Source organism: Microcoleus sp. PH2017_34_RAT_O_A (assembly GCF_020737885.1).
Lineage (GTDB): Bacteria > Cyanobacteriota > Cyanobacteriia > Cyanobacteriales > Microcoleaceae > Microcoleus.
The window spans coordinates 122335-138008 of record NZ_JAEQDD010000003.1 but is presented as its reverse complement, the minus strand read 5'-3'; the positions used below and the strand labels follow the sequence as shown (position 1 = coordinate 138008).

Below are 15674 nucleotides of genomic sequence, written 5' to 3'. Positions count from 1 at the left end.
ACTACGAACCTGCAATCAATTTTATAGTGAGGGCTTTAGCAAAGTCCGATCTAAAGACTAGAAGTTTTCCCAACTTGAGCCTGAGTAGCAATTGGTTTAACATCGGTGTAGCCCATATTATTAGCTACATCGCGCAGCACCGAAATTTGCTGTTCAAACTCCAGACCTTCAATTTGATCTAACACGCCATTCACAGCCTCAGTTGCCTCATATCCTTCGGGGATATCGACAATTTTATCCCCCATATCAATAGCCCAAGCATACCAAACCAGCAACTGATTGTTAGCAGTTAAAGCTCCGTAAGCGCGAGAATAAGGCGTGTCGTCACCGTTGACAATACCTCGCATTATATTCAGTTGTTGGTCGTGGGAAAGGTTGTAAAAATCATTTAGCAACATGGGAGCTAACTCTGGTTCCGCAGCAGTGGGAGCGGCTGGTGTAATTGAGTCTCCCATTTTTTCATAAATAAAGTAGAGCAGTGCCAGTTTTTCATCTGTACCCAAACCGTTTATTTTATCAACCATGTTTTGAGTATCGTCTGAGAGAGCGTGAGTATTGGTCGCGGCGGGTGAGTTCATAAGTTAAAATTCCTTAAAAATGCTTCCAGAATATATAAATATCAACATTTGTAGGTACAAGTCACCATCCCCGAGAGGTAATGCGATTTTAGATTTTAGATTTTAGATTTTAGATTTTGAAATGACTTATTTCATAAGGGTTTTGAGCTTGCAGAGAGTTGTCTTGTTTTCGGAAACTGGTGTAATGCTGAGCCAACGTCTTAAAATAAATCATCCTTGAGATAGAAGCCAACAATACATCTGCGGGAAGATGAAAATAATAGGAATTTTAGCGACAATAATTATATTGAATTGTTAAATAAAAGTAACAAGGAGTCGGCTATGTCTGAAGTTAATCCTCAAGTGAATACAGAATTAGATAACACTCAAACATTTGATGCTCAACAGATAACTGAAAGCGTAGAAGCTGGAGAACAAAAGTTGCCTGAGGTTAATGTATCAGCCGACTACGAAGCTTCAAAAGAATTCAGCGTTAGCGATATCGATCGCACGAGTGCCGGCGCCGAAGCTGCCGCTGCTGCAACTGCGCCTAAGTTTGAGATTCCCGCTGCTAAAGAAATCCCAATGCCGGCGGATGCACAGGGAAATCCCGATGATTTTTTAGCGATGGCTAAGGAAGTTAACCGCACAGGTGCACCGGGCAATGTTACGGACGATTTGGTGCAAAAGGCGATCGAAATGGGTACTCCCGGCAGTTAATTTAGAATCGAGACTTAAATTTAGCCCTCTAAGGTACGTAGTTGCGCTTCAGCGCTCTTTGCTGATATTTGCTAAGAGCGCTGAAGCGCAACTACGTACCTAATTTGTTTAAAATTGGTATTGCTAATGTATCAAGTCGATCGCACGACAAATCTTGCCGATCGCGCGATCGGGCAAAATTTCCACCACCAAATCCACGCCATCGCCCTCAAGCATCGACTGAATATATAACTCAGGATGCAGTGCTTTCCAGAAATATTCCACAAACCGATTAATTTCCGACTCTGACATTCCCGACTTCCCCGCAGCCATCATTTCCCGTTCCGCCTGATTGCGCCACACTTGAGAAAGGCGATAATCTCGGGGATACAAAACCATCAACCGATCTAATCGGTTCCACAGTGGCAAATAGTCGTGCAGCTTCGCATTCATATCGCGCGCAAACTGACAGTCGCCCTCTGTGGAAATCGGAAACGGCGCCGCCGCCAAAAACTCGTTCAATTTGCGATCGGCGACTGGATTTACGCCGACAAACCAACCTTCAAACAGTACAATATCCGCACCGGAAATAAGTTCTGATTGACTTCGATCGCCCGCACCTCCCCAGGCTGATTTTTCAAACCGGGGAATTTCTATTTTTTGACTGTCAAATGCTGCTAATTCCCCCGTGTGAGAAGCGCGCAACTGGTCTAAAACGGAGATTCCCAAGTCAATATCGTGAGTGCCGGGGGGGCCGCGCCAAATTAAACGCGGGTCAGCTTGTTGGAGATTTTGGCGATCGGCATAAGTCTTGTAAAGATCGTCTAAAGAAAGGCTGACTGTGGAATATCCCAATTTTCCCAGCATCAGCCTCAAAACTTGGCATAAAGTAGTTTTTCCCGTTCCTTGGACTCCTAAAATTCCTTGAATTAAAGTCCGGTTTAAACTTTGTTTTTCAGTCGATAATTGCATCGCCAGTGGCAGCCACAGATTCCACAAACTTTCTAGAAAAACACTTGACTTGACGGGGAAAGTATGCAGTCGATCGAGTACAGACAGGAATAAATCGGTTTTGTGGCGGACAACATCGGCTGCGTTGTCAGGAGTAATGTTAAAAGCGCGCGATCGCAGATCGTCGGCAAGTTCCCAACAGGCGAGGCGATCGAAATCGGGAGCGATCGGGCGATCGCCCGATCGCCAGCGGTGTAAAATTTCAACAGGCGTTAAAGTCGAGCCAACCATTGTAGATTTTAGGATTGGATAATGGGATGATATTATATCGAGTCGATTACCATAACAAAAATGGTTTGTAGTGCGGACTGAAGTCCGCTCTAACGCTGCGGACTTCAGTCCGCACTACGAACTAATTTTACTGTTTGTAGTGCGGACTTCAGTCCGCTTTCACGCTGCGGACTAAAGTCCGCACTACGAACTAATTTTACTGCGATTAATCGATCAGACACGATATGATTTAATAATAGATATCTTACAAAAGTCGTTTTAATCACATTTTGGAACGGGCAAGATGCCCATTCCACAGAAAAAAAAATTGTGGAACGGGCATCTTGCCCGTTCCTAGCTATTGTGCAAGAGGTCTAATTCAAAAATTCTGTATGAGTTGGGAGGCCGCGCGGACTGGAATTATTTTTTTAAACTTGTATCAAAACTTTCTAAGGGGAGGCTAGTTTTAGGCAAATAATATCTGCAAGCGACAAATATTTTACCATTTTTTAAGAGCCAAGTTTGAAAGCTTCTACAAATAAATTGTAAGTCACGCCAATTTTTAGAGCATTGAGCATTTCCACCCACAAAGCACCAGCCACCAGCCGCCTGCTGCTGTAAACCAGTCGGTTCGCCAACTCGGCGAACAACACCAACATCCCGGCTACGATAATATCCCAATTAGCGGCTTGTCCGGCGATCGTCGAAAGAGCAGTTCCCAAAAAATTGCCGAACAGCAGGCTAATTACCAGCAGCGAAATCCGCCGCCAAGGATTGCTAGCCCAGCGTGCAAATTGCTCGCCCAGAACATCAATCAATCTGTTAATTCGGGTATTCTGCATAAAAGTTAAAAGTTATGCGGATGAGTGAGTCGATTTTAGATTTTAGATTTTAGATTTTAGATTTACTTGCAGGATTGAATCTGCTGGGAGATTGAACAGGAGTCTCAAGTTTTTGGCTAGATCCTCAAGAGTATCGGGGCTTGTAGCTGTTTTTGAGCGGGGTTAAAAAATGCCGATCGCGAACAACCCCAAATCCTTACCGGATCAGTATCCGGCAATGTCAAGTCTCAAATTTAACATCTAAAATGGTATTGAGCGATCTGGAGCTTTATAGCCCCGAACCGTCAAGTAATTAAGTGTAGCTGTATCTTGTGGCACAGTAGCCCCGGATTCTACATTCAAGATTGGTAGGACTAATTGCAGGGGTGCAGTCTATCCTTTAAGCATAAAATTTATGAAACTTCAAAATTACCAGATATTAATTGGAATGGCGATCGTTCTATTTACAGGAATGTTTCTCGGACGTTTTGAAATCACCATCTCCAACGGTGCAACTCGATCGAGCGATTTGCCCTCAGCAGCCACCGCACTCCCCCCAACACCCCCGGTTTCGAGAGTCGCGACAGGTGCCGCAGACACCGCTAGCAAGCCCAAACCCGAGTTACCCCCAGAAGCAGAGGAAGAAAGCAATTCCTCAATCCCTGTCAATGGCAAAGCTGCCGGCAGTTTGCGAGTCAGCAACCGCAGCGAACACCCAGTGCGAGTGGCCTTGCTGTCGAAACGGCAAACCGAGAAATCCTACGGAAAACCGGCCCACTGGGATTTTGCGCCGGGGGAAGGTGGTGGTAAGGGACTGATGCTATCGCTGCCGGAGGGCAAGTTAAAAGTCAAACAGGGAGACATTCTGGTGGTTTTTGCTCAGGATGGTTCCCGCCGCTACTGGGGGCCTTACGTCGCCGGGGAGACAGCCTCGCCCGCTTGGAATCCCAAAGCCGAAGAATGGCAATTAACTTTGCAGCAGTGAAAGCTTAGCTGCGGGCTGAGATTTTGATTGAGAAACCCGGTTTCTGCGGTTTTGTTGAGAACGGTGCAAGATTTGAATTGAACCTGAGATATTGCGTTTTTCAAGAGCGGGCCCGACACCCCACAAGAAGCTTGATGTCTTGTGGAACAGGCATCTTGCCTGTTCTTGAGAACGCTGCAAGATTTGAATTGAACCGGATTAGATCGAATTCCCAGTTTCGAGAAGGCAATTTTTCGGTAGACTTCTATGCGAGTTAAAATTTTAAATCTAAAATCGCAGGAAGTTTGGGTGAAGGAAGTTATTAAAAATTTGTCAGAATATTACAGGCATCGGCCGATGGTACCTTTGTTGCTATCGGTGTTGTGGCTGTGCGCGATCGCCTGGGTAGCTTTCTTGTGGAATTTAGGCAACATCGGCTTAGTTGACGAAACCGAACCGCTGTTTGCTGAAGCCGCCCGTCAAATGACGGTGACAGGGGATTGGATCACTCCTTATTTCAACAGCGAAACCAGGTTTGACAAGCCGCCGTTGATTTACTGGCTGATGGCGGTGGCTTACCACACTCTGGGCGTTAACGAGTGGGCTGTGCGCCTTCCGTCGGCTTTTTGTGCGATCGCCCTGACTTGCCTCGGATTCTACACTCTATCGAAAACAGAAGGAAGAAGGAAGAAGGAAGAAGGAAGAGGGAATGAGGAAGAAGGAAGAGTGAATGAGGAAGAAGCAAAATTCTCCCAATCTCCCAATCTCCCCCTCTTTCTTTCTACTCCTTGGATTGGTGCGGCATTAATAGCTTTAAATCCCCAAACTATTGCCTGGGGGCGGACTGGCGTTTCTGATATGCTATTAGTTGCCTGTATTTGTTCGTCACTTTTGGCATTTTTTCTCGGTTACACGCTAGAAGAACAGAGAGAAAAAGCAGAACTTTCCACCATTTCTGCTGGGCGATTTCCCAATAAATGGTATTTGACTTGTTACGTACTAATTGCCTTAGCAATTCTGGCTAAGGGGCCTGTGGGAATTGTCATCCCAGCGATGATTATTGGTAGCTTCGGGCTGTATTTGGGAAATTTTCGGCAACTTTGGCGCGAAATGCGTCCGCTGTCGGGAATCTTGATTATTTTGGCGATCGCCCTACCTTGGTTTATTCTCGTTACTTTAGCCAACGGTGAAACTTATATTGACAGTTTTTTCGGCTATCACAATTTCCAGCGTTTTACTGGAGTAGTCAACAAGCACTCGGCGCCTTGGTATTTTTACTTTTTTGTAGTGCTCGTCGGTTTTGCGCCTTGGTCAATTTATTTGCCGGTGGCGATCGCGCGTACCCGTTTTTGGCAGCGCAGTTACTGGCGCCGTCAAGCGCGATCGGCACAATTAAGTTTATTTGCCCTATTTTGGTTCGGCTGCATCTTTGGATTTTTCACGCTCGCCGTGACAAAATTGCCTAGTTATGTATTGCCTTTACTGCCCGCCGCAGCCATTTTGGTAACGCTGCTGTGGAGCGATATTATTGCAGGCAAGCAACCACAAAACAGACCGGGAAAGTTAGAGAAAAAACCAAATTCTTTACCGCGAGGGCTGTTAGTTACATACATTTTCAATATCGTATTTTTACTGATTATAGCCGGAGCAACTTTTTACTGCTACCACTGGCTGGGAGATGACCCGGCAATGCCCAATTTTCCGCAAGCAATTCAGCAGTCGGGATTGCTGATGGTTGGCGGTACGATTTGGATAACGGCGGCTGGGGCGATCGCACTTTTACTCTGGAAGCGGCAACAACGCTGGATTTTGGTAGCTAACTTCATCGGATTAGTCGCATTTATCATCTTTGGTTTGACTCCCGCCTACAATTTGGTCGATCTCAACCGCCAGTTACCTCTGAGAGAGTTAGCGAAGGTTGTTGTCCAACAAAAACTGCCGGGAGAAGAGTTGATGATGATTGGTTTCTGGAAACCGAGTTTAGTTTTTTATACGCAAGATCCGGTGACTTTCTACCGACTTCCCAGAGGCGCAAAAGACTACATTGAGGAATCCAACAACCACACTTCTCCGACGATTCTAGTGCTGGGATATCCACACAAGTTTGTGGAATTCGGATTGCAGCCAAATCAATATCAGTTGTTGGATAGTCGCGGCGCGTACCAACTGGCAAGGGTTCCGAGAAAGGCGTTTTTGAATTAGTGTATTGTACTGCGGTTTTGGCGATCGAGCGTCAGACCAGCTATGATGTTGAAATTGCGGTACAATCTACTAAACACCTGAAACATCAAGCTGGGAGCCAATCATGGTTTCAATCCTGAACAAACCCTCCTCGTTAATCCATGAGATTTGCATTGAAAAAGTCGATCGCTGGAAGTTATTCAAATTTAGTGAATCGCTCCAACAGCGAATGGAACAATTGTTAGAAAAGAAGAAGGACGATCGACTAATGGCAGAAGAGATAGCGGAACTTGAAGCCATTGGGGAATTAGATCGCATCTTTACCCATATCAATGCAATGATGGTGGCTCAAGATGTCGATCGGTGATTATACAAGACAGGCGGTTCGAGAAAGAGCGAGCTATTTTAGAGGAATGAAAGACTATGATCCCAATTAATGAAGCTCAACAGCAGTTGCAGCAGTTAATCGATTCGGTGAGTCAGTCACATCAACCGATCGCGATCGCAGGACAGACTAGCAATGCAGTGTTATTATCGGAATCTGACTGGGCATCTGTGCAGGAGACACTCTATCTTCTATCAGTGCCAGGAATGCGGGAATCGATTCGCGAAGGACTGGCAACGCCGATCGAGAATTGCGCTAGGGAGTTGGAGTGGTGAATTGGAATTTGGTATATACCAAACAGGCACAGAAAGATGCCAAAAAGCTGGCTTCTAGCAATTTACAAGACAAAGTACAAGAGTTAAGGCGCTACTATGGGTATCAGTCAAAGAAAAGACTATCCCACGATATGTATTTACTATAGATAAGGTGATAAGACATAATGCAAAAGCAAACAGACGATCTTAATCAGCAGTTAGACTCAGCTCGTTCCAAAATTCTTGATTCCTACCTTGCAACTATTGAAGATAGCTTTCGAGAAAACCGTCCTCAACTAAAACTCATCAATTATGGTACAGGGTCAGGAAAAACTCACCAATTGTTTCAAGCAATATATCAAACCATAGAAGAACATTCAAATATTCAAATAATCGGTATATATGTTTCCCCATTGAGAGAACACTTATGTGTGCCAGCTTCAGTTGAGAGCCAATACCCAGATATTCCCGTCTATAAAATAAATTCGTTAGAAATGAAAACGACGGATGAGTATATCAACTTATACAAAAAGTTGATATCTTCAATTCTCAAAAACAAAAAGATTTGGAAAATCGATAAAAAAGTATGTCCTGATGAAAAGGTTCAGGAAAATCGACGCAACCTTGAGAAAGTAAAAGATGTGATTAAACGCCTTGAATATGTAAAAAATACAGGTTTTGGAGATGAGAATTTTAATAAATCTGAGACTGATAAAGCAATATGGGAACTTAATTATTTAATTGAAAGCTTTTTAGAATTTTTTATCAAATCTGAATTAGATAAAAGTAATTGTCCTGCTGAATGTTTAAAGTTAATTGAAATATTTTTTCCCCTCCACCTTCTGCAAAACAAATCGGGAATTTTGATCCTCACCTATAAAAAATTTGAAACGGCTATTTCGTACTTTATCCACAACGGTACAAAATGGGTAAAGAAAAGCAGTCATCTCGATAAATACGTTATTGAGCATACAGACAACTCCCGAAAGTTTATACTTGCCTTGGACGAGCAGGAAGATGGCTATCAAATTATGCTAGAGGAGAAGATTGATATCATCTCTCCTGAAAAACTGGCAATCAATAATGCGCTATCATCTATCAATAGAGAATTTTCTATGCTGTTTTCAACTAAAAATAATGAAAACAGAGATTTTTTAAATTTCATAGATAAGAATAAGGGAGCTTTTTACGAATTTCAAGAACATTTTGAAAAAGACAAAGCCCTAGAACCAAAACTGCAAAAATTCGCCCGCATATATCAACGGTTGACCTTTGAGGAGGGAAACTCTATCAATTTTTTAGAAAAAATAGTAAAAATTCAAAATGGGCTTGACGATTCAATGGAAGAAATAGTTGGGATTTTCGACAATGATGAAGAAAATCTCATTATAGTGGATTTTGAAATGTTATCCAGAGTTATTTCAAAATTTGAGAATAATAGAAGTTTGTTGATTCCTCAAAAGCTTTACAATAAAATATGTGATGATTTAATGAACATTTTTGCATACAACAACCTATACATCTACAACCTCGAACCTCTGCAAAAATTGTTTTTAACCAAACCTTCTGGCGGGCACGTCCAAATCACAGAGGAAAAAGTGGCAGATAATACTTCTGTAGCAGACTTAATTTATGCCATTCTAGCTGTGCGATCGCAAATCAAAACCATCAAAGATTTTCTAGCTAACGTCTTAGATGCTGAAGATTCTCAATCCCGTTCTTTAGAAATTTGGTCGAAACAAATAGCTAAAGTCCAAAAGGCAAGTGAAGAAAGCCCCTCGCAAAATCAACTGCTAAAATACTTAAATACTACTTATGTCTATGAAAGTTATAAGTCGATCGTAAATATCAAAGAAATTTCTCGTTATCAAAATCCTAAAAATAATCTGATCGATCGCGCCCTTAGAGAAGTTTCTATTGGTAGTACGGCTATATTGACTTCGCCTGAATTCAAGCTCAATTCCATGTTATGCAATAATAGTAATGTGATTTTTCTGATTTCAGCAACAGGAGGAATTTTAGGAGATTTAAGCACGAGCTATGATATGCAGTATTTCAAAGATAAATTGCGGAATGCTAGTGAATCCGGTGAAACTTCCTTTAAGGAAATGAGCGAGGAAGAAGTATCGGTTTGCGAAAACATCAGAGAAAGTCGTGAGGCGCAGCGACAGATTGCAGTAAAGTTTTTCGGTGAAGATTTATTGTCTTTCCCAAATAACGAAACTCAAAAAGTTGTGGAACAATTTGAAGAAACTATTTTAAAAAGTTTTATCGACGATCTCAAGCAGGATGGGAATTGGCTGGGAACTTACAAAATCCAAGAAATTCAAAAGTTTATTCGTTTCTTGTTTTACCTGTTTGAGGATGACTCAATTCAAGAAACAATTGCTTTTACTCAAACTCTACGCTGGATTAAAAAGTTAATTCAACATTGCGAGCTACTCAAGCAGGCTAACTTTAAATTTAAAGCATCAACCGAACATCCAAATATATATTATCTGCAAGTAAAGCATAAGGAATATCAGAGTAATATTCAGATTAAAATAATTTTGTATGAGGCATCATTCAACAGTCTTTATTGCGACAAAAAAGCTCAAAACACGTATTTGAATGAGCTGGTTGAAAAAGCAGGGGAGAAAATCTTCTTTATATCGGCTTATCAGTCAGCTTCCAAAGGATTGAATCCGATTATTAAAAATCCTAACGGCGATGAAAAAGATTTCGACTCTTTAGCTTTGTTAATGGACAGTTACTATACAGTAATGGGCCCATCGCTGAACAAATCAAAAGATTCTGGATTATCTATGACGCTTTACCATTTTGCGTTGATGAAAAGTATTGTAAACTTGGGAGACTCTAATATTGAAATCAAAGATTTCAACCAATACCTCAGCCGACCAGAAGCTGGAGAATTTCGACAGCAGCAACACCAGATTTTATTAGGGAAACAAGTTTTGCAAGCGATCGGCAGATCTGAGAGACGCGATTTTCCTAACCAAGTGGTAAAAATATTTGTTAATGAAGAAACCAGAAAAAATTTAGTGAATTTTTACAGATACCTGGAAGGGAAAGAAAAGGAGGAAATTCGTAAATTTTCCGTTAACAACCACAAAGTTTACTTAAGCGTTCGAGAAGAAGAAAAAAAACGCTCGATTAAGGATTATGAAGATCATATTCTTGATGAGATTGATGCCACTATGGCTTTCCAAGCGTTTAAAACACAAATGTTGGAGGAAATCGATCGCTTTCATCTTAATCAACATAGTTTTGACATCACAAAATCGTGGGATGCGTTGCGCGATCCAATTGTTTTCAAAGACCCAGCTAAGTATCTGGAAAAGTTGCGAGATTCAGGGCTATTTCCTGCTGATTTTATTGAGTCATTATTCTATCACAACCCAGAACAAGTTGAATTTACGCCCTATTTAGCTTCCGAGGAAGAAAGCGGTAAAAAATTCCAGATTATCAGCGATAGCATCAATGGGGAAAAAATCTATCCTTACCAGAAGCGGTTATATCCTGAATATCTAAAAATTAGCGAGCGAGGCTATGACTTAGAAGGTAATGAAATTGGCTCCCTAGATCCTTCGACTGATTTAATCTACAGACTCTACAACAATTTGATGCCACAACCTGAAGTTTTTAATACTTATATTCCGCGTCCGAATTTCTTTTACGATGTGTTGTATCCTTCACTGGCTGAAAATTTTGTGGAACGCTGGATTCAAGATGTAGTTTTCAAAGAAGGTAAAGACTGGAAAGCCATAAAATCCATCTATCGTTTTGAGCCATTGCGAGATTTAAAAAAATATTGTAAACTATACGAGCGGTTTGATTTGTACTATGTCAAGGAGAATACGTTATTTTGTATTGATGTTAAAGCTTGGAGCGTACCTTCGGGAAATCGCCTGTCAAAAAAGACGCTGGATAAAACCGAAAACAAGCTGAAGGAAATTGTTTCAGACTATCCAGAATTTAGCACCGCAAGGGGGTTACTTCTTAACTTGCACGCCGCCCAAGAAAAAAATCAACAATACTCACCCACGCTATTTTCGGGAAATTTAATTTTCTTTGACGATCGCAATTGTCCAGTAGAATCCAATATCCTCAAAGAGTTTTTGTTTACAAAGGAGAAATAAAATGAAAAATAAAACAGCAGCATTATCAGATATATCGCGAACCAATCAACTAAAAATTTTAGAAAATCCACAAGAAGTTGCCGAAAAACTGCGTAAGTATCTATTTAAAGAGGGACAAGGGATAGAACATTTTGAGCTTAAATATCCGATTGCTGAAGATAAAGATTCTGAAAATGAGGATTCACGGCCTACCTTTTATAAAGAGCGGCATAAATACATTAAAGCTCAAGTCCAAGAAAGACTTGCTGCACATGGGGAGAAACGAGAAAAATCAGAAATTCAATACTTCCTCTCATATACTGGGGGCAAAAAATATGTGTTCTTTTTATCCCCTAATAAAAATCATTCTGGATGGCAAAAGTTATTTACAGACAATTCTAGCGCTCGAGAAAGAATTTTCAACCTCATTTTCAAGTTTTATATTCTGTCTCAAGGCTTATACTTTGAGACACTGAATGGTTTTGAAGAATTACTGTTACTCCATTCCAGGGATCTCAGCAAATCGAAAGAGGCTCTTTTTGTGTGGGGACAAAACTTGTTAATCAAATACAATCAACATGGCGTACTCACATTAACCTTGTCTCGAAAACACCGACTCTTCTTACCAAAAGATAGCTACAGTACCATAGATGGTGATGATTTAGGAGATTTGTTGGTCTACAACGATAAGAACTACTACTTCGATCGTGACCTAGATGCTAGGAAAAAAAATAAAATAAATTTTATGCAATTTGGTAGCGATCCCAAAAATTATGACCAGTTCAAAAAGACTCAGCTTTATCATTACCAAAACCTCATGACAAAACTTGAGGACTTTTTAAGTGAGTGCCAGATTAAATTTAAATCTCTTGATTTTCACGCTGACCACTACTTAGAAAACCCTTTTATCAAAAACATAGAATCTGTAGAATCCTTAGAGATTATTAACAATACTGGAGTCGATTTAACAGAAGATGACCGACAATTTTTGCAATGCTTTCTGAAACATCAAGGGATATCTACGATCGCATTTTACAATGATGGAAAAACTGTTAGTACCTACGAACAAGTACCTGACGGTGAGGACGGGGTTTGCTGGAAAATTACGGAATCTATTAAATGGTCAGATATTCAACTCGAACCGAAAAAAAACTATTTGGTTTTCAATAAACTTTTGGAGGAAGAAGCGGGTTCGATGGCTTATCAAGCAAAAAACGATCTGTGGTATCCATCAACAACAATAGATAATAAATCGTCAGTAGATTTCTATTCACAGTTAAAGAAAAGATTTAACTATTTGGAGACGGGACTATTTTTTAGCACGCAGGGGATAGATATACCAAAATTTCGTGCTGTGGGAGATGATAAAACTGATTTTGCGGTTTTTAATTATACAAATTGGAAAATTGATAGAGATAGTCTCCACAAGGAGACGCAATCTTTTACAGAAGGGAAAATCTTGGATGTAGAGGGTTCTATTTTTTGTTATCTAAAAGAACAAGCAGATAGCAAACAATGGGAAAGTTTCTGCGATAAATACAAGATAAAGATTTCACCTAAATTTCAGAAAGTATTGATTGAGTTGGGAATTAAGAACTGGATCGCGCAGAGTCTTGCAAATCCGAACTTGGGCTTGCCTATTACTCATCAATCATTTCCTGAAAAACAATTTTTTAGTATTTATGTACGCAGCCCCAAAAACAAGGAACCTAAAGCGGTTGCGGTAGAATTTATCTACAAAGATGGTTGCATATATATAAAAAATGTAATGCGAGATATGAAACAAATAGAAACGAAATTTCGATTAATAAGGAAAAAAAATCAGTCAGAAAAATTAATTAACGATCAAAAATATTTTGTAGATGAATCAGAGAAGCTGTATATTAGTTGTTATACAGATGATAGGTATACGCCAACCTTAATTGGACGGATTGGTATTATTGAAGACTTGGAAAGCGGAGAATTAACAATAGACCGCAAAAACAAAGGTGAAAATAGTAGTAGATTGTTACCTTTGGTATCCCATTACAACAGCGAGATTAAACCTATTAACAGAATCCAAAATATGATAAGTTTGGATTTGAAGAACGAAACATTTATTCAGTATTATGTTCCTCCCGCACAAAATATCGGAGACTCGATTAAGAAAGGGTTTAAAGTCTATCATTTGATTGGGAAGAGAGATTCAGGAGAGTCAATTCCTAGATCTGAGCTTATCGAGCATCCCATCGCAGCTTTACATTTTAGTACGCTAACTCAAAATGTTTTAAAAATCGGTGATAACAGTCAATCGTCATTGTTACAAAAAGTAGCACAAGTATTAATTGAAAATTGAAACAAGGCTGAATTTGAATGCTGATTTCAGAAAAAATCCAGATATTTCAGCGATCGGAGAAGAGTATCGGATACACTCACATCTGGTGTGAGGCAGGAGAAAAGTATCAACGTCAGATAGCAAACCTGCTACTTAGAGCCGATCGCACTTCTCGATCGCCATTTAGACTGGTAACTGAGCAAACCATATGTGCCATAATCAGCCATATTATTTGAAGTGCGATCGCCCGAACCTATGGATGCGCTCATCGGCAAAACTTTACAGGGTGGAAAGTACACCCTCGAACAAGAATTGGGACGCGGTGGCTTTGGAATTACCTTCAAGGCAACTCACCGCTATTTAGGACAGCCTGTCGTTATTAAAACCCTCAACGAATCCCTGCGGCGACAACCAAATTTTGCCGAGTTCGATCGCAAGTTTCAAGACGAAGCAAGGCGGTTGGCTTCCTGCGTCCATCCGAATATAGTGCGCGTCAGCGACTTCTTTGTCGAAGACGGACAGCCTTACATGGTAATGGACTACATAGCCGGTCAGAATTTGGGCGATGTAGTCGGTACAAACAATCCCCTCCCCGAAAATCTGGCAATTCTCTACATCACTCAAATTGGGGCTGCTTTGAAAGCAGTTCATCAAAAGGGTTTGCTGCATCGAGATATCAAACCCCAAAACATTTTATTGCGCCAAGGTACTCAGGAAGTTGTGCTGATCGATTTTGGCATTGCCCGCGAGTTTACAGCAGGCGCAACTCAAAGTCACACTAATATGGTGTCCGACGGTTACGCACCGCCAGAACAGTATTTCGCCCAAGGAAAATATACGCCCGCTACCGATGTTTACGGGCTAGCGGCGACGCTTTACACTTTGCTCACAGCCAGGGTGCCCGTGGCTGCCATTTTGCGAACCAGCCAGCCGATGCCTTCACCCCGCGACTTGCGGCCTGACTTAAGTGTGACTGTGAGTCAAGCGGTGATGCGGGGGATGACGGTAGAGGCTCAAAATCGCCCTGCTAGCGTGGATGAGTGGCTGTCGCTGCTGCACGGGCAGGGTGCAGGGTCGGACACCGGGCCGACGCTGGCGGTGATGCCGGGACACGGGCCTCAGTCGCCGGCAAATCTGAGAACAGCGCCTGCTGTAGTGACGAATGGCTCCGGCAACCGCAAGGTTTGGTTGATTTTGGGGTTGGTGACGATCGCACTTATATTCGGTGGTTTAGTCGGGATTGCGAGGATTTTCTTCAACGGACAATCTTCGGAACCGGCACCGATGGCGAAGGACGATCGCACTTCCCCCCCCGCAGATCCAGACGCACGCACCAGCCCCATACCAATTCCCACTCCCACACCCGCACCAATTCCCCCTCGCCGAGAAACTCCGTCGCCTGCTGCTGAAACTCCCGCGCCAACTCCAACTCGAACTCCAACTCCAACTCCCGCGCCAACTCCAACTCCGGCCCCAACTCCAGCACCAACAACAACTCCAACACCTGAGGCTGGGAAACCCACACCAGCGGAAAAACTGGTTGACAAGCAATTGCCGCCCGATCGATCGCCCCCACCCAGCGAAAAACCCGGAACCGGTTATCAGAAGACTCCCACTATCCCAGGGTTTGCCGTTGGTACGCCGGAAAGTCAGATTGTAAGTGCACTGGGAGATCCCACAGACTCTCAATCCCGCGGCTATTGGCCGAATACTCGCACCGCACTTTATGAATTGCTGCCGAACCGGGTGACTCTCGGCTATATTTACGATCGCAATTCCGAACAACTCGTGCAAACAGAGGGTTCTTTTGCCCAGTCGGTGGACGATTTGGTAGTCCGAACCGCGTTAAACGGCATGGTGGGCGGCGCAGATAAGGAGATTTTGCAAGGGTTCCGGGACGTGCAGCAACGTCGCACCAATCGGTTTAATTTTCAGAAAGGTTCGTTGAAAGGGACGATCGAACGCAACAATCGCGATCGAATTTACATCGGCGTCTGGGACAAAACTTTGCATTAGAAATCTTCCACCGGTGTAGAGAAACCGGGTTTTTTAACGAAAATATTTGCCCAAAATGCTCATTCTCACAGTTGGCGATCGCAAGTGTCACAATACTTAAAGGTTTTTTAGGTACGTAGTTGCGCTTCAGCGCTCAAGCGCAAC

11 protein-coding genes are annotated in these 15674 nt (G+C 42.2%); 8 read left to right on the top strand and 3 right to left on the bottom strand.

Annotated features, from left to right (window positions below; translation table 11 throughout):
- Positions 1-50: 50 nt before the first annotated feature.
- Positions 51-578, bottom strand: a complete 528-nt coding sequence (locus JGK11_RS02845; protein ID WP_293191757.1) for an orange carotenoid protein N-terminal domain-containing protein — start codon at positions 576-578, stop codon at positions 51-53.
- A 321-nt stretch (positions 579-899) separates the two neighbouring features.
- Here JGK11_RS02845 and JGK11_RS02840 point away from each other — a divergent pair, with 321 nt between their 5' ends.
- Positions 900-1277 (top strand): hypothetical protein, encoded by a 378-nt coding sequence (locus tag JGK11_RS02840; RefSeq protein WP_293210481.1) that lies wholly within the window; start codon positions 900-902, stop codon positions 1275-1277.
- A gap of 123 nt (positions 1278-1400) precedes the next feature.
- On the opposite strand, the gene JGK11_RS02835 is transcribed toward JGK11_RS02840, so the two are convergent.
- Positions 1401-2498 (bottom strand): glycerate kinase, encoded by a 1098-nt coding sequence (locus JGK11_RS02835; protein WP_293176269.1) that lies wholly within the window; start codon positions 2496-2498, stop codon positions 1401-1403.
- A 488-nt stretch (positions 2499-2986) separates the two neighbouring features.
- Complete coding sequence (locus tag JGK11_RS02830) at positions 2987-3319, bottom strand: DUF565 domain-containing protein (RefSeq protein WP_293176267.1); 333 nt, start codon at positions 3317-3319, stop codon at positions 2987-2989.
- A gap of 394 nt (positions 3320-3713) precedes the next feature.
- On the opposite strand from JGK11_RS02830, the gene JGK11_RS02825 reads away from it, so the two are divergent.
- The 7 genes from JGK11_RS02825 to JGK11_RS02795 all read left to right on the top strand — a co-directional run bounded on the left by JGK11_RS02825 (position 3714) and on the right by JGK11_RS02795 (position 15530).
- Positions 3714-4283 (top strand): hypothetical protein, encoded by a 570-nt coding sequence (locus JGK11_RS02825; protein ID WP_293210479.1) that lies wholly within the window; start codon positions 3714-3716, stop codon positions 4281-4283.
- Positions 4284-4529: 246 nt separating this feature from the next.
- On the top strand, positions 4530-6464 hold the full coding sequence (locus JGK11_RS02820; protein ID WP_293176263.1) for a glycosyltransferase family 39 protein: 1935 nt from the start codon (positions 4530-4532) through the stop codon (positions 6462-6464).
- Positions 6465-6567: 103 nt separating this feature from the next.
- A complete protein-coding gene (locus JGK11_RS02815) occupies positions 6568-6810 on the top strand; it encodes a hypothetical protein (RefSeq protein WP_293176261.1) in 243 nt (80 codons plus the stop codon).
- 56 nt (positions 6811-6866) lie between these two features.
- Entirely contained in the window at positions 6867-7103 is a 237-nt protein-coding gene (locus JGK11_RS02810; protein ID WP_293176259.1) for a type II toxin-antitoxin system Phd/YefM family antitoxin, read from the top strand.
- A gap of 164 nt (positions 7104-7267) precedes the next feature.
- A complete protein-coding gene (locus JGK11_RS02805) occupies positions 7268-11221 on the top strand; it encodes a hypothetical protein (protein ID WP_293176257.1) in 3954 nt (1317 codons plus the stop codon).
- Position 11222: 1 nt separating this feature from the next.
- Positions 11223-13535, top strand: a complete 2313-nt coding sequence (locus JGK11_RS02800) for a hypothetical protein (RefSeq protein ID WP_293176255.1) — start codon at positions 11223-11225, stop codon at positions 13533-13535.
- A 234-nt stretch (positions 13536-13769) separates the two neighbouring features.
- Positions 13770-15530, top strand: a complete 1761-nt coding sequence (locus JGK11_RS02795) for a serine/threonine-protein kinase (protein ID WP_293210476.1) — start codon at positions 13770-13772, stop codon at positions 15528-15530.
- Positions 15531-15674 lie beyond the last annotated feature (144 nt).

Excerpts from the sequence above, each read along its gene's own strand:
- JGK11_RS02845 (WP_293191757.1), bottom strand. The coding sequence starts at position 578 with ATGAACTCACCCGCCGCGACCAATACTCACGCTCTCTCAGACGATACT.
- JGK11_RS02840 (WP_293210481.1), top strand. The coding sequence starts at position 900 with ATGTCTGAAGTTAATCCTCAAGTGAATACAGAATTAGATAACACTCAA.
- JGK11_RS02835 (WP_293176269.1), bottom strand. The coding sequence starts at position 2,498 with ATGGTTGGCTCGACTTTAACGCCTGTTGAAATTTTACACCGCTGGCGA.
- JGK11_RS02830 (WP_293176267.1), bottom strand. The coding sequence starts at position 3,319 with ATGCAGAATACCCGAATTAACAGATTGATTGATGTTCTGGGCGAGCAA.
- JGK11_RS02825 (WP_293210479.1), top strand. The coding sequence starts at position 3,714 with ATGAAACTTCAAAATTACCAGATATTAATTGGAATGGCGATCGTTCTA.
- JGK11_RS02820 (WP_293176263.1), top strand. The coding sequence starts at position 4,530 with ATGCGAGTTAAAATTTTAAATCTAAAATCGCAGGAAGTTTGGGTGAAG.
- JGK11_RS02815 (WP_293176261.1), top strand. The coding sequence starts at position 6,568 with ATGGTTTCAATCCTGAACAAACCCTCCTCGTTAATCCATGAGATTTGC.
- JGK11_RS02810 (WP_293176259.1), top strand. The coding sequence starts at position 6,867 with ATGATCCCAATTAATGAAGCTCAACAGCAGTTGCAGCAGTTAATCGAT.
- JGK11_RS02805 (WP_293176257.1), top strand. The coding sequence starts at position 7,268 with ATGCAAAAGCAAACAGACGATCTTAATCAGCAGTTAGACTCAGCTCGT.
- JGK11_RS02800 (WP_293176255.1), top strand. The coding sequence starts at position 11,223 with ATGAAAAATAAAACAGCAGCATTATCAGATATATCGCGAACCAATCAA.
- JGK11_RS02795 (WP_293210476.1), top strand. The coding sequence starts at position 13,770 with ATGGATGCGCTCATCGGCAAAACTTTACAGGGTGGAAAGTACACCCTC.